The sequence below is a fragment of the Daejeonella sp. AP26 genome (genome assembly GCF_056680515.1).
On sequence record NZ_CM155286.1, the window covers coordinates 1,026,391 to 1,040,525 of the forward strand.

At 37.9% G+C, this 14,135-nt stretch carries 12 protein-coding genes; 2 read left to right on the forward strand and 10 right to left on the reverse strand.

Annotated features, from left to right (window positions below; genetic code table 11):
* Positions 1 to 337 precede the first annotated feature (337 nt).
* The 5 genes from AC1MCB_RS04455 to AC1MCB_RS04475 form a co-directional block, all read right to left on the reverse strand.
* Complete coding sequence (locus tag AC1MCB_RS04455; RefSeq protein WP_479967544.1) at positions 338 to 1,159, reverse strand: universal stress protein; 822 nt, start codon at positions 1,157 to 1,159, stop codon at positions 338 to 340.
* A gap of 1 nt (position 1,160) precedes the next feature.
* Positions 1,161 to 2,831 carry a protein-disulfide reductase DsbD family protein gene (locus AC1MCB_RS04460; protein WP_479967545.1) on the reverse strand — a complete coding sequence of 557 codons (1,671 nt, stop codon included), beginning with the start codon at positions 2,829 to 2,831 and terminating at the stop codon, positions 1,161 to 1,163.
* Positions 2,832 to 2,865: 34 nt separating this feature from the next.
* Positions 2,866 to 3,312 carry a protein-disulfide reductase DsbD domain-containing protein gene (locus tag AC1MCB_RS04465; RefSeq protein ID WP_479967546.1) on the reverse strand — a complete coding sequence of 149 codons (447 nt, stop codon included), beginning with the start codon at positions 3,310 to 3,312 and terminating at the stop codon, positions 2,866 to 2,868.
* Between the two features lie 60 nt (positions 3,313 to 3,372).
* Positions 3,373 to 4,002, reverse strand: a complete 630-nt coding sequence (locus AC1MCB_RS04470; protein WP_479967547.1) for a TlpA family protein disulfide reductase — start codon at positions 4,000 to 4,002, stop codon at positions 3,373 to 3,375.
* A 259-nt stretch (positions 4,003 to 4,261) separates the two neighbouring features.
* The gene (locus AC1MCB_RS04475) at positions 4,262 to 4,663 is read right to left on the reverse strand and encodes a hypothetical protein (RefSeq protein WP_479967548.1); all 402 of its coding nucleotides are present in this window, start codon (positions 4,661 to 4,663) and stop codon (positions 4,262 to 4,264) included.
* A 598-nt stretch (positions 4,664 to 5,261) separates the two neighbouring features.
* Between AC1MCB_RS04475 and AC1MCB_RS04480 the strand changes: the two genes are divergently transcribed.
* Positions 5,262 to 5,609, forward strand: coding sequence for a hypothetical protein (locus AC1MCB_RS04480; RefSeq protein WP_479967549.1), 348 nt, complete (start codon positions 5,262 to 5,264; stop codon positions 5,607 to 5,609).
* Positions 5,610 to 5,865: 256 nt separating this feature from the next.
* Here AC1MCB_RS04480 and AC1MCB_RS04485 read toward each other — a convergent pair whose 3' ends face one another.
* Positions 5,866 to 7,074 carry an MFS transporter gene (locus AC1MCB_RS04485; protein ID WP_479967550.1) on the reverse strand — a complete coding sequence of 403 codons (1,209 nt, stop codon included), beginning with the start codon at positions 7,072 to 7,074 and terminating at the stop codon, positions 5,866 to 5,868.
* A 118-nt stretch (positions 7,075 to 7,192) separates the two neighbouring features.
* On the reverse strand, positions 7,193 to 7,312 hold the full coding sequence (locus tag AC1MCB_RS04490; RefSeq protein ID WP_479967551.1) for a JAB domain-containing protein: 120 nt from the start codon (positions 7,310 to 7,312) through the stop codon (positions 7,193 to 7,195).
* A gap of 995 nt (positions 7,313 to 8,307) precedes the next feature.
* Between AC1MCB_RS04490 and AC1MCB_RS04495 the strand changes: the two genes are divergently transcribed.
* Positions 8,308 to 10,848 (forward strand): NACHT domain-containing protein, encoded by a 2,541-nt coding sequence (locus tag AC1MCB_RS04495; RefSeq protein WP_479967552.1) that lies wholly within the window; start codon positions 8,308 to 8,310, stop codon positions 10,846 to 10,848.
* 142 nt (positions 10,849 to 10,990) lie between these two features.
* Here AC1MCB_RS04495 and AC1MCB_RS04500 read toward each other — a convergent pair whose 3' ends face one another.
* The 3 genes from AC1MCB_RS04500 to AC1MCB_RS04510 form a co-directional block, all read right to left on the reverse strand.
* Positions 10,991 to 11,461: a JAB domain-containing protein gene (locus AC1MCB_RS04500; protein WP_479967553.1), complete on the reverse strand. Its 471-nt coding sequence runs from the start codon at positions 11,459 to 11,461 to the stop codon at positions 10,991 to 10,993.
* 459 nt (positions 11,462 to 11,920) lie between these two features.
* A complete protein-coding gene (locus tag AC1MCB_RS04505) occupies positions 11,921 to 12,976 on the reverse strand; it encodes a DUF932 domain-containing protein (protein ID WP_479967554.1) in 1,056 nt (351 codons plus the stop codon).
* A gap of 80 nt (positions 12,977 to 13,056) precedes the next feature.
* On the reverse strand, positions 13,057 to 13,539 hold the full coding sequence (locus AC1MCB_RS04510; RefSeq protein WP_479967555.1) for a hypothetical protein: 483 nt from the start codon (positions 13,537 to 13,539) through the stop codon (positions 13,057 to 13,059).
* Positions 13,540 to 14,135 lie beyond the last annotated feature (596 nt).

The window sequence follows — 14,135 nt, forward strand, 5'->3', positions numbered from 1 at the left end:
TATTTTTAGAATAGTTTTTCTTTTATTTATGCTTAGTGATAAGGTTAAACTGCCTTTATATGTTTACTGCCTTTTGATTTTTATTATTTCGTCCATAGAATATTGGAAGCCTCCATTGAATGAAAAAAATAAAAGGCCTCCCAATAATCCTATGTTTTTCATTAAGGACCTGATCCTTCTTGATTTCCTACCTGAACAGTGATTGTTATTTTTTATTATCAGAATTACCAGAAACTGAGAGCTTACATTAGTCTTAGAGCCAAGTAAGAGAAGAACCCCCTAATAACAGTCCAGCTGCTTAAGGGCATACCTTCCCCAAGGCTGTATAATAAGTAATTCAAGCATTTTGTCTTAATCTAAAGGTTAATATGGGTCTATTGACATTATTGACCAGGCATTTGGTAATACTACCAAAAAGTAAATGTTCAATACCTTTTTTACCCTGAGTTCTGATGCAGACCATATCCATTTCCGCTTCTTTGCTAAAATTTTCCATACTGCTCGCAAGTGGATAATCACGATAAAGGTGTATTTCAAAGCGTTCAAAATGATGTTCCTCTGCAAAGAATTTCATTTGAGCTTCTATGAGATCAATGTAGCGCTCATCTCGTTCTTTTAATATTTGCAATAAGTGGATGGTACCATTAAAAGCTTCTGCGATTCTTTTAATAAGGTTGATTTGTCTGCCTTTACCAAAATATTCAAAATCTGTTATCAAGAGAATATTTGCCAATTTCAAATTGATATTGTCAGCTCCGGGCTTCAACTTAATAACCGGTACCTTAAGATTTCCGGTTACATGCTGTGCATCCAATCCTGATCTGAGTTTGGTAAAATCATCGCTGGCCTTTGTTCCCATGATTATCAAATCAGCTTCGATTTCAGATGCTGCCTGATGAATCTGATCGGTTAACACTCCTGTTTTAATATAAAATTCAATATTTCTGCCGGTATTTTGTAAAGGTTTGAAAAGAGCACGTGCCAGATTAATTGCTTCTGATAATTTGGGAATGCCACCTTCATTAAATTTCCCGACTTCAATTACATGCAATAAATGAATTTTAACAGGAAGTTTTTCTGAAAGTTTATCGGCCATTAATAGTGCCTGTTCACTTAAGGTGGAGAAATCGGTTGGAATTAAAATATTTATATTGTCCATATTATTTTTTATTATTCAATTCAAACTGCTCCATTCCTGAATTCAGAAATGACCCAAATGCTTCAGGATCATAATTTGCACCCTGGGGCTTGGTTAACATTTCATCATCATGATCCAATAAAACATAGTAAGGTTGGGAATTGGTTTTAAATCTGCTTGCCTGGAAGTCGCTCCACTTATTTCCGATGGTTTTTAGTTTCTTTCCGCTAAAGGAAGATACCTTTTGCTCGTTTTCTGATAATTCTGTTTTATCATCCACATATAACTGAATTAAAACATAGTCCTGCCTTAACTGCCTTAACACATTCTTTTCGGGCCAAACAGTAGTTTCCATTTTCCGGCAATTTACACAAGCATGTCCTGTAAAGTCGATCATCACTGGTTTATTAACCTTTCTTGCATAGGCCATTCCTTCTTCGTAATCAAAAAAAGCATTCAGGTTAAGGGGAGCGTGAAAAATGTCATCATATTTCTTTTTCGTTTTCTGCAATGCCCCGGAATCCTGATTTAAAGAAATGGAATTAGTATATAAATCAAAGTCCTGACTTGCCTGAGGGGGGAGAAATGCAGAAATAGCCTTTAGAGGTGCTCCCAATAAACCAGGTATCATGTAAACAGTAAATGCAATGGCCACGATGCTGGAAATTAATCTGGGAATTGTTAATACAGTAGTAGCTGAATCATGGTTAAACCGGAGTTTGCCAAGCAGATAAAGTCCCATCAATCCAAAGATAACGATCCATAATGCCAGAAAAATCTCCCGGTCTAGCAATTGCCAGTGGTATGCCAGATCAACATTTGAAAGAAATTTTAAAGACAGGGCAAGTTCCAAAAAGCCAAGCACAACCTTAACTGTATTCAACCATCCCCCCGAGCGTGGGAGGGAACTCATCCAGGAAGGGAACATTGAGAATAAAACAAAAGGAATGGAGAGTGCAAGAGCAAATCCAAGCATTCCCACGGCTGGCGCCATTAATTTACCCATTGATGCTGCCTGCACCAGCAGAGTGCCAATAATTGGCCCAGTACACGAAAATGATACAAGAGCTAAAGTTGCGGCCATAAAGAAAATACCAGCAAACCCGCTTTTTTCGCTTTTGGCGTCCATCTTGTTTATCCAGGAAGATGGTAAAGTGATTTCAAAGGCTCCCAGGAAAGAAGCCGCAAACACTACCAGCATCAAAAAGAAAAAGAAATTAAAAATGCCGTTTGTTGATAGTGCATTTAATGCATCGGCACCGAATAACAGGGTAACCAGTAAACCTAATACCACATAAATTACAATGATTGAAATGCCGTAAACGGCAGAACGCATCAAAGATCCGCGCTTTGAAGATGCTGTTTTTGTAAAATAACTTATTGTAAGTGGCAGCATGGGAAAGATACAGGGCATTAAAAATGCAGCGAATCCTCCTATCAATCCGGCTATAAACACCGCCCATAAAGAATCATTTCGCTCATTTATAGGATCAACAGCTTTTTCAAGTGGCTTAATTGAATCTCGTTTGGTGCTTTCTGCTTCTTCAATAGTTCCATTCTCAGGGCTTATTGGTGTAAATTCCAGGTTTTCTATGCTGTCTGTTGCAACATCCTCTTTTTCTTCAATAGAAGAACTAAAAGCATTAGTCCAAATCGACAGAATCAGAAAGAAATTAATCAGTATAATCTTCATGAGATGCTTAATGTAATCTTGGTTTTATTTTTTTTTATTTTAACGCAATACTAAATTTCACATCCGCAGGTGGTAGGCATTGTTTATCATTACATGCCATGTATTCGATATTCCCCTTCACAATTGCGGGAGCTTTTGAAAAATTTACCTTTTGCTGGAAAATTACAGTGTTTGAAAAATAGCTAACGTCCATATTAAATACTTTTTCAAAACTGGTGAGGGGCTTTGGTTCAAGTGTGCGGCTCGTTAATTTGTATGTTTTTGAAGGACTAAAAGTAAAGGAAGTTTTTACAGGTCCTCCAACTGCTACATGTTGAGAATAGATATGCCAGCCCTTATCTATAGTAGCCTTCATGTAAATTATTGCTTCGTTTTTGCCGGTTTTTTTTGTGGCATAAGACCATTTTACCGGGTTTAATATTTGTGAATAAGAAGAAGCACTTATTAATAGCGCACTTATAAAGAAAATTAGCTTTTTCATGGGATTCGTATTTTAAGAATAATATACCTGCTGATTTAGCAGGTAAATTATAAACATCATTTAATTATTAATTAACTCCTTAAAGAATTTTATAACCTCCGGACGGGAGTAATCTCCGCCACCTTCGTGCCTTCCGACAACTCTTCCTTCTTTATCTATAATTACTGTCGTAGGTATTGATCCTGAAAGAAAATCGGATGGGATTGAACCGGCGGGTGAATAAACCGGTAAGTTATACTTGTGGTCATCCATGAACTTTTTTGATTCCTTATAATTATTATCGACATCCACCATTAAAAAAAGGACATTCTTATCACCAATCTCAGAACGTAATTTGTCAATTGAAGGCATTTCGGCTATACATGGTGGACACCAGGTAGCCCAGAAATTGATGAACAGTACTTTGCCTTTCTGTTTAGAGATGTCAATGGTTTTTCCATCGCCATCTTTAAATAAAATAGAAGGCGCCAGCTTTACTTTGGGCTCCATCGTTTTGCTATTGGCACTTTTTTGTGAGGATGGTACTTCAGTTAATGATTTCTCTTCTGTCGTATTCGGTTTCATTAAATTAATCTCGGTTAATTTATTAATGATAAACGCTTTAGCATCAGAATTTATAAATAATATGGTTGCAAAAAGAATTGCAACTCCAAGTGTAATAACTGGTATGGAAAAAATTTTATTTTTCATTGTTGATTAATTCTTTAAATGACCGCCTCACGACGATTAATTAGTGGTTTTTTTACTCAGTGAATCTATTTACGCCAAACTGATATTATCCGACAGGCTTATCCTATGCGAATGATCGGTTAATTACAAATGCCTTTTTTGACTATTTACCCTGCAAAGAGGCTTTTAATCCTTCCGATGAGAGTGAAATAAAAATAGTTAGGAATGCTCTATGCTATGTTTTGGAATAGCAAGAAACATGGTATGAAGAGAGTGAGGATCAAATCAGAAGGGATCTGTTCCTTAAATAAACAGGAACAGCATCAGGATAGATAGAAGATAGTTCCTGATCATATTTTAAGTTATATCCTCTATCAAGGGAGTTAAAGTCAAACCTTAGAAAGGTAGGTAGAACAAGATCAGGTGAATGTGAAAGAGTAATAGCACGTTCCGGCAAGCTTAATTTTTGAATTAAACTGGCATAGGCACTATTACACGTGACGGTTCCGAAATTTTCGGCTTGGTCATATCCTTCCTGAGTTTGTTCTTTCTTGGAAGATTCTTCCAAAAGAGCATAAAAGGCTTTTTTAACAGGGCAGGAGCCCAATCCTAAAAACACTAAGATCAATGATAATCCTATTATTGATCTTACGTTATGAGAAAGTCTAATAAGTGCTTTCATTATATTTTTTTAAATTGAAATTTTAGCTACAAATCGGTATTGTAATACAAAAGGTAGCGGTAAAATTTTTTTAACAATCAAAACTAAATTAAGTATGAATTCTCTCAAGTTGATTATTCTACCAATACCGGTTTAACTGATTTTATAATTTCATGGAAATTTCCCATTATTTTCAAATTGATCGTTAGCGTTTTGTTTCCGTCTTTACTTCTTCATATAGGGTATCTTCAACTTTATCCGGTATTGCTGAACACCTGAAACAATATAAAAGCCGAGAACAATCCCATTAATGCGCTATGTTGTTAGAAAGCCTGAAAAGCGATAAATATTGCCAATCCTAACCGCAGCCATCGCATGAAGGTCCAGTTTGTTAATAATGGGCTTTTTATTGTTTCCATTTTTAGTGGTATTTTTTAATTCGCCCAAATTTCTTAAATTTTTATTGCGAGGTGAGTGACAATTGTCACCAACCATTACTTTAATTACAGTTCTTTTACTATAATAAAAATTCTCATAATCAGTACAAGCCAACCAAATCCTTTCTTCAGCTTCTCTCCATCCACTTTTGTATTCGGAAAGCCGGCAATAAATCCCGGCGATGGCAATAGCTGTTCGCTTAATTAAAAGGAGCCCGTCAATATTAAAATGCCCTAAGTCTCCGGTAAAACCAATTAATGATGACCGCAGCATATGGATAACCGACCGCACCCGGGCTGCGGGCAAATTCAACGGCTTTTTTGACCTTGCTTTGAACAAGCGATCCGCATTGGCGATCACACCGGAATATTCCTGTCCATGGGAGGTCATCGGTGAACGTATCAAAAACGACCGCGTATGCGCACCTGGCGATCTCTGGATCATCGGTGCCCAAGCTATTACCGCCGATGCACTTACTGAATTTATGATCGCGCATCCGGAAGTAACATGGATCTGTGAGAGCAACTAATCACGCAGCATCAAGGTGACGGTCGAATTTTCGACCCCGTTTGCCTGGTCCTGCAAACCACGGATGATTGGATGGCCTAGTTTTTCATTAAGTGCGGTTTATCATCATAATTGCCAGCGGTCAATTTCTTATGAGATAAATATACCTAATACAATCAGGACAGAAGGCCGGCATAGCTAGCCAGGAAGTTATTCCTGATGTTCGGCAATTTCTTAAATTACCAGTATGGGGGAAGGTTGTTTAGTAAAAGCGCAGTTCAATTCTTTACGTTGCAATGCATCCTGACCTGGATAATTACTGCTGACAGAATAGTTAAAAATCCAATGCTTCCAACGGCATAATTTAAGCCCAGGGTATCTGCAAGGATACCTGAAAGTATGGCGCCAAATGCGTAGCCTGAATCACGCCATAGTCGGAAGATCCCAATGCTTTCGGCCCTTTGAGAGGGGTTTGTATCATCAGCAATGCTCGCCAGAAAGGCCGGGTAAACCACGGCCGTACCTAGTCCGAGGAACACGGAGATGGAAATAAAATGAAGCGTTGAATTAGCATAGACCAATGCAACTATAGCAATCCCCTGGAGCAGCATGCCCCAGAACAATAGCTTCTTTTTGCAGATCATATCTGACAGTTTGCCTGTAAATAGTTGCCCCAAACCCCACACAGCGGGATACACAAATACAATGGTTCCAATCTGCGCAAGGCTATAACCCCTGGTAGCCAGTAGTATGGGTAGTAAGCCCCAGATCATACCATCATTCAGGTTATTGATCAGTCCGGCTTGGGTAACCGAAGAAAGATTAGGGTGACGGAAAGTAGTATCTAAAAAGATGTTCTTCAATGGCTTTTGAGCCGAGGTCTTGCTTTCAGCATGAACAAAATGACGGGTGTCTTTTACAAGGAAAATACTTGCCAAAAGTCCAAATACCGACAGGAAAATACCGATGATGAAAGGGTAGGGCCTTAAACCGTAAGTGCTGGCAATATAGCCGCTTAACAGTGCAACCAGTGCCACGGCAAGGTACCCGGCAAATTCATTAAGTCCCATCGCAAAGCCACGCTCTTTTTCTCCAACAAGGTCAATTTTCATTACTACTGTTGATGACCAGGTTAAGCCCTGGTTGATGCCCAGCAGAACGTTAGCCAGGATTATCCAGTTCCAGCTGTCGGCATACATCAGCAGGAGTGGAACGGGCAGGGCGAAGATCCATCCAATTATCAACAGGTTTTTTCTGCCAATCCTGTTTGCCAGTGTTCCGGCGAAGTAGTTGGTGATCGCTTTGGTAAAACCGAAAACAATAATGAAAGATAGGATAGCAGATTTTGCAACCATCGCAAATTCCTGCGTTGCCAGTTGCGGCAGAATGGTTCGCTCCAATCCAATCATGCCTCCTACAAAGGCATTCACTATGACCAGCAGGGTGAACTGCTTCCAGTTTTCTTTTAGTCCTAATTTAGCTGCCATTCGATTCTAACTGTGCATATCTGTGATCAAACAAAGGTCTTACAAAATATAGAGTTTTGTGGTGACTTATGTTACACGGGGGTAAGCTACAAGTTTAGCCAACCATCTACAGTCATAATTACATGATCAAGTGCAATAATATCCATGAACTTTTCTCCTTCTTAATTTTTCTGGTAATCAGTAGATCAGCGTCACTGGGTCTTAACTGACCTGAAGGATGGTTATGTGATAATATCATGCCTTGAGCAGGTTTTTAGGGCAATACTGAAAAATTAGTTTCGGGATCTGCAGCTGCACCTGATACACCGCCGGATGACACTTCATAGTAAACGTTTCTCGAACTAGTAAAAGCCATTTCTGAAGCCTTAATTTCGGCTGATAAACCACATTGATTCTGATACCTGGAACAGTAAATCTGATTTTATTGCTTTTCCATAATTAGCTGAATTAAATAAATGAATTAATTATGGCGCTCAATCAGGGTTTTGGCCAATCAAGTCCCAAAAGCAACGGAATAAATGCATTCTCTGATGGAAGTTCCTTTAGCACTAGTAAAGGAGCACTATCATTACACTTGGTTGAAAAGTCTCGGTTAAGACTGTTAATAGGGGAAGGGTAAATCGAACTCAAAAACTGCCTCTTTGAAGCATTAGAGCAATATTGAAATAAATTAGAAATGGAAAACCCTCTTCACGGCATGTAAAGAGGGTTTGTACTCCAGAAGATACAGATTTCCAATCGTTTTATTGAAGATTTAGAAGTTTTGTTGCGTTTAATTGCTTGAAAATATATTTTTTAAAAAGGTGACGGGAATAATATCCAATCATTGGCAGTATTTGCCGCACATCATCGCAATCTAAATTTTAATACTTATAATTATTGCGGGAATAACACTACAATATGGATAATATTCAGCCTTTAAATCTTAAAATAGATAGTCTAAAGAAAATTGAAAAGGTTAAACTTTTTCATCTCATCCACGAACTGGTTGGAAAGTTAGGGTATACATCGATTGTTGAAAGGTCTGATGTGATCACTGGAACCTATTCAGGACCCTTGTCAGAACATCAACATGCTTTTATTTATTTGGATGAAAAGTTGAATGCATCGGAGGATGTGAGCACCTATAAAAAGACGATAGATGAGTTTTCTGTACAAAATAAGATTGTAACCTTTTTTGTTTTTAGCAACAACGTCATAACCAAAGGATTTCAGACCAATTTAAAAAGCCGGTTGTCAAACTTCACTGTTGATTTTCTGGGTCGGGACAATTTAATTGAGCTTATTGAAAAGCATCTTCCAGACTTTTGGAAGCACGATGATGTACATCTATTAAAATATGAAAAATCCTATTGTGATTCCATTAATGGTGACAACGATCTAAGGAAACTCCAAATATTCAATGAGAAGTATGAACGGCTATTCTCCATGTTCATTGAGCCTGATTATTATCATTTTTATGAAGATAAAAATACTGGGACGCCGATTAGAAAAAAGGTTGGGATGGATCAGTTATCTACTAATTCTAAACCAATTATTCTCTCCGGCAACGCTGGAACAGGCAAAACAACTTCTTTGAAAAAAATTGGTGAACATTTAATTTCGGCGAATAAGAGCAATGCCGGAAAAAAAAACTTGCCTATTTTTTTATCTATTACCGAGCTATTTGAGTCCGGATATGATATTGAGTCGCTAATTCAAAAAAAATTACAAAACTACTTTGATATCACAATCAATTTATTTGCACAATATAACGTTATAATTCTGGTAGATACGATTGACGAGCTGGAAGATGTAAACCAAAATAAAATTCTTAACCAGCTCGAACATTTGTACAAAAATAGTCAGGTCAACTTTATAATTGCTTCCAGAAACCATGAAAAGCTTTACGCCAATCCAATTCTTAAAGAATCTGATAACTTCTCTATTGAAAAATTCAATAATGATCAGATAAAGCGTTTTATTTCTAATTTTTTTATTAATGAACAAACCAGGGCAGACACTCTTTTAGAGGCATTAAAAGATAATAGGATACTTGAAAAGTTACCTATTACGCCTCTGACTTTATCTTTAATCTCTATTCTATATGAAGAAAATAACCTTGAGATTCCAGCAACGATAACTGATATCTACGATAATTTTAATTCTGTTCTCCTCGGCAAAGCCATTGTATCCTCTAGATTAGAATTTATTGATAGCTCATTTAGAGAAAGGATCTTGTCATTATACGGTTTGGCTCTACTTGAGAAAAAGGAACATACACCGATGGATAAGGAAGAATTTTTTAAATTTTTTCTAGACTATTACCAGAATAAGACGATTCCGATTAGGAAAGGTAATCTCCAGGATGTCCTCGATTACTTAATAAATAACACGGGTATCTTATTAATCAAAGACGGCAAGTATGTGCAATTTAGCCATGACTCGTTTATGGAGTATTACGGTGCTATAGAGATATTTAAACACCAAAGAGATAAGGAACACCTGATGGTTGATAATTTCCTTGAAATTAACTGGCAGAACGCTTCTTTCTTTTATGGTGGGAAATCAAAGGATATGTCATCATTCTTGGAGGCAATTATTAAGAAAACCAAATCCTCTACTAAAATTAATGACTTCTTTATGGGGGTAGTGGGGCTTGGGTATCTGATGCAGTCATTATATCAGACAGATAACAAATTAAGGAAGGAGGGGGTAGACACTGCTGTTAATTTGAACATACAAGCTCATGAAGCCTTACTGAAGTTATCTACAGATGATAATGCCATGTTTAAAAACTATAAGCTTCCGATCCTGCTGTTGATGAATGTTTTTTATTTCTATGAGAACTTTAACTCAATTACTTTAAAAGAGCCGTTGATTCTCGCGTTTAATGATTTTTATACTCAATATCAAAAACTAACTGATACGAGCTCCGGATATAAAAGCCTGAAAATCGCATTAACTCTCAACTCAAAGCGAATTAACGAAAGTGTGCAACTTGAAGAACTTATCTTTAAAAGTAAGTTAACTCACGATCCAAGCTTAGTAATTTTAGCGGGGATGGCCTTAGACATGAGTAAAACCGAGAATTATAGGGAATTAAAGAAAGCTGTAAAAAAAGACTATCATAAACTGAGTGAGCCGCTAAAGAAATTAACTGAAATCCCTGCCAGCAAATTGAGGTTTAGTAATTATGATACGATTCGCTCGGAGAGACGAGTAATTTTGGTGACTGAGGGCAAAACTGACGCAAAAATTTTAGAACACGCGTTTATGGTTTTAACTGGTGGTAGTTTGCCGTACTGGGAAATTAAAGCTGCCGGAGACGACGCCGGAGGAGTAAAAGAATTAGCCAAATTACTACAAAGCAGCTCTCCTATTTTAGCTAAGGATCAAAGACTAATTGGATTGTTCGACAGGGATGCTGGTGGACTTCAAGAATTTAATGGTCTAAGGAACTTTGAGCTTCTTGAAAATCATACGGTGAGAAAGCACAGAAATCACGAGATTTATGCTATATGCTTGCCAGCCATCGCTGATAGGGAGCATTATATTCAAGAAAAGCAAGTATTCAATTTTTTAGAAATAGAGCATTATTTTTCTGACGAATTGCTAAACCAGCATAATAAGCTTAAAAAAACCTCAATCGATAAAGTTTATGAGATTACTGGAAGTAAAAATTCATTTGCAAATGAGATTGTGAAAATTCAAGATGCAGATGTGTTCGTTAATTTTACAGAACTCTTTGAAAGAATTGATAAAATAGCCGGCTTCTCAATAACTTATAGTTAGTACCAAATTTTATTTTAAGTCTTGTGTAACTAACGACAGGTTGCCGGATGTTATCTTGATCACCAATTCGTTTGGATGAAACATGTTAAGGCGCATATATCGTTTGTTCAATGTAAGCTTAGGTACTTTACAGATAAAAGGGCTAAATCAGCCCTTCATCCGCAAAGGAAAAATATCCATCTACAGTCATTATTACATGATCAAGTACACTGATATCCAAGAAAGCTCCTCCTTCCTTAATTTTTCGAGTAATTCTAAGATCAGCATCACTGGGTTTTAGCTGACCTGAAGGATGATTATGTGATAATATAATACTGCTTGCGCAGGTTTTTAAGGCGATACTGAAAATTAATTTGGGATCTGCAGCAGTACCGGATACCCCGCCGGACGATACTTCATAGATTCCTAATACTTTGTTGGCCCTGTTTAACAGGATTATCTTAAACTGTTCAAAAAGTTCAATCTTATTCATATCCCAACTTTGAGAAAGAATGTCGTAAGAGTTTTTTGAAGTGGTAATAGCCGGCCTTTCTGAAGCCTTGAATTTTGGCTTATAAGTCACGTTGATTTCTGATACCTGGAACAGTGAAATCTGATCTTGTTGCTTTTCCATAATTAGCTGATTTAAATGAATGAATTAATTATGGCGCTCAATCAGGTTTTGGGCAATCAAGTCCAAAAAGCAAAGGAGTAAATGGGTCAGAGAATGGGCCAGGAGCGTTTATGCCGGAAGTTTTTGGACGCCGTTGCAGCCCAAAGCCTAACTTTGTGGTATATTAATATTTGAATTGATTTTTTTTTGCCTTTGAACAGATGGTAGATCGGAAGCTTTCTTATTTACTTATTAGAAGCGTACAAGCACCTAAAGCCCGGAATGAGAAAGGCTTCTTGGTTAACCCTTACAAAGCCTAGGGCTTACGTTCTCGCTTTTACAAATCTTAATGGTCCATCTAATAATTGCTTCTCAGAAGTTTACAAGCACTTAAAGCCCGACTATATTTGAAACCGGCGACTGTGCCCTCCTGAAACCTTACAAAAGCTAAGGGGCTTGCGCCCCTCGCTTCTGCAAATCTTAGTTTAATGCACCGCTGCCATGTCTGGAAAACCTATCGCAAAGGTCAAAAGCAGTTTGGGAACGCTGTAAAGCTGTACCGTACATGATGGATTTGAATTTGCTTTCATCGTCCTTATAATTCCGCACATTCTGAAAATAGCCGGTTACGGCATTGTATGCCCCGAACAAAGTTCCTTTAGTGGTGGCTTCCTGTTGGGTGGGACTTGACAAGGCGTATTCCATCACGCTGCTGACCATGTTATTATAGGCCGTTGATAGTTTATCTTGTTGGTTATTTTGCAGATTCTTCAAAACTTCCTTATTAGGAGCCATAGCCCTTTGTACTAATCGTTTAACCTCATGATCAGTAATTCGGACTTTTGACCAGTGATTGAATACCTCTTCCAGCTCTGCGCCTAACTGGTTTGTGATTCCCAATAATTTATGAGCCTGGTTTAATCTGTCCTGTGCGTTTGAGGTGTGTCTTATTTTAATGCCGTTGCTGTGATTTTTCATCGCGGCATTTAATGTATTGGCACAAACAATCCGAACCGGCGTAAATGCGGCGGTTATACTGCCGTAACCATCATGTGAAGTGGTCAGAAATAAATATTGTTCTATCAGGTCATCCTTTCCAACCCTGATATAATCAGGAAGTTTGGCGGTTATAAAAATGCGTTCCCCTTTACCCAATGCCCCTGCAGTTTCATAAAGAATCCCATCTTTGTTTCCTACTATACTATCAAAAAATGAGAAGGCATCTGTATTCTGTACCACCTGATAATCTTTTCCAACTACTCCCAAAACTTGTTCTGTATCGGTTCTAACTGTTGCATAATGGTTGGGCACTTCAATTTCAGGGATTTTTACTTGTGTAATACCGTTTTGATTATCATTATCAAAGGTAAACAGGGTTCGTTTTTCGACGGTGTAATCTAAGCCCGCGAATTTAATCGCTTCTGCACTGGTTGGATAATCTGTAATAATTTGGCCCAGATTGTGCCATGCTTTTTCCTTTACGCTGAAAAAACTGTGCTTGCCTGTTTGCTGGTTATAATTGAGATCGTGTGACATGATTTCGTTATTAATAGTGATTGAATCTGTTAACTAAAAACAATAAACGCCCCTGCCAAAATGGGAAGGGCGTTTATGTATTACACAGGAATTGAAATTCCTGCTTCGATTTCTGCAAGTCTGTTTACGCACATGCTGTTAACATATTGCGCCACTGAAAAAATGATTACCGGATTTTTAGTGGTGAACTTCCTGCGGTTGTCGTCCTCAATAGTGAGAACACAACCCTGAAAATGATTGCTGTCTGTTTCTTCGGCATCTTCCTTTTGTGCGACTTCAAAAGCTTCTAAAGTGTCGATGGTCTCTAAAAGCTTATCCCTTTGAATTTTCCGGCGGTGCAATTCTTCCACCAGTTTTAAAGTGCTTTCCAGATTGAGTGCAGGCTTTTCAAACCGGATTTCTGTTTTAACCTCCTCTTGAAATTTTTCCTGTCCTGTAGCTTTTTCAGCTTCGCCTTTACTGTCTTTTGAAAGATTGTTTAGCGAAGGCCTTAATGCGGTTGCATTAGTTAGGTCTTTATTTTCTGCATTTTTTGCATTGTTTTGATTTTCTAAAGTTTTCATGAGCTTGAATTTTAAATGAACGTTTTAAATAATAAATCTTTCATTACTCTTCTAATGGTGGAGCTCTTCCTTTCATCGTGTGATATTCAAGTGAATTTGTATAGCTTACGAAACCCCGTCGGCTGAAGCCTCCGGTGGCTTTTTGTTAAGCAGCTCACCTGAAATAGCCATGCTCAGATGCAAGGCTTTTTGGAAAAAAATACTCTTTGGAGCGCAGCGGAAAAGGAAGATTTTTTTTCAAAAACCCACAGGGCCCGGCCTTGCAGAGAAGTGTGGCGTTCAGAAATTTGCTTGGCCAAAAAGCCTATGGTAGGTGTTGGGAATCGTTAAGAAAGGTTCAAAAAATTAAGTTCTTATAAACTGCAGGAAGTGTGGCGGAGGCACGGAGCCACTCTTCCATATCTTGCAGGGAAGCGGCTGAAATGAGGTACGAATGAGGCGGCTGAAGCTGCTGAATTAGGAGCGGTTTTGAGGTCGCATAGTTTCATTTTATAAGTGACGGCAAACAGCTATATACTTTTAAAAAACCATAGAAAACAGTTACCCTTACAAAAGGCAGTAAGTGTGGCGGAGGTACGGAGCCACTCTTCCTTTAC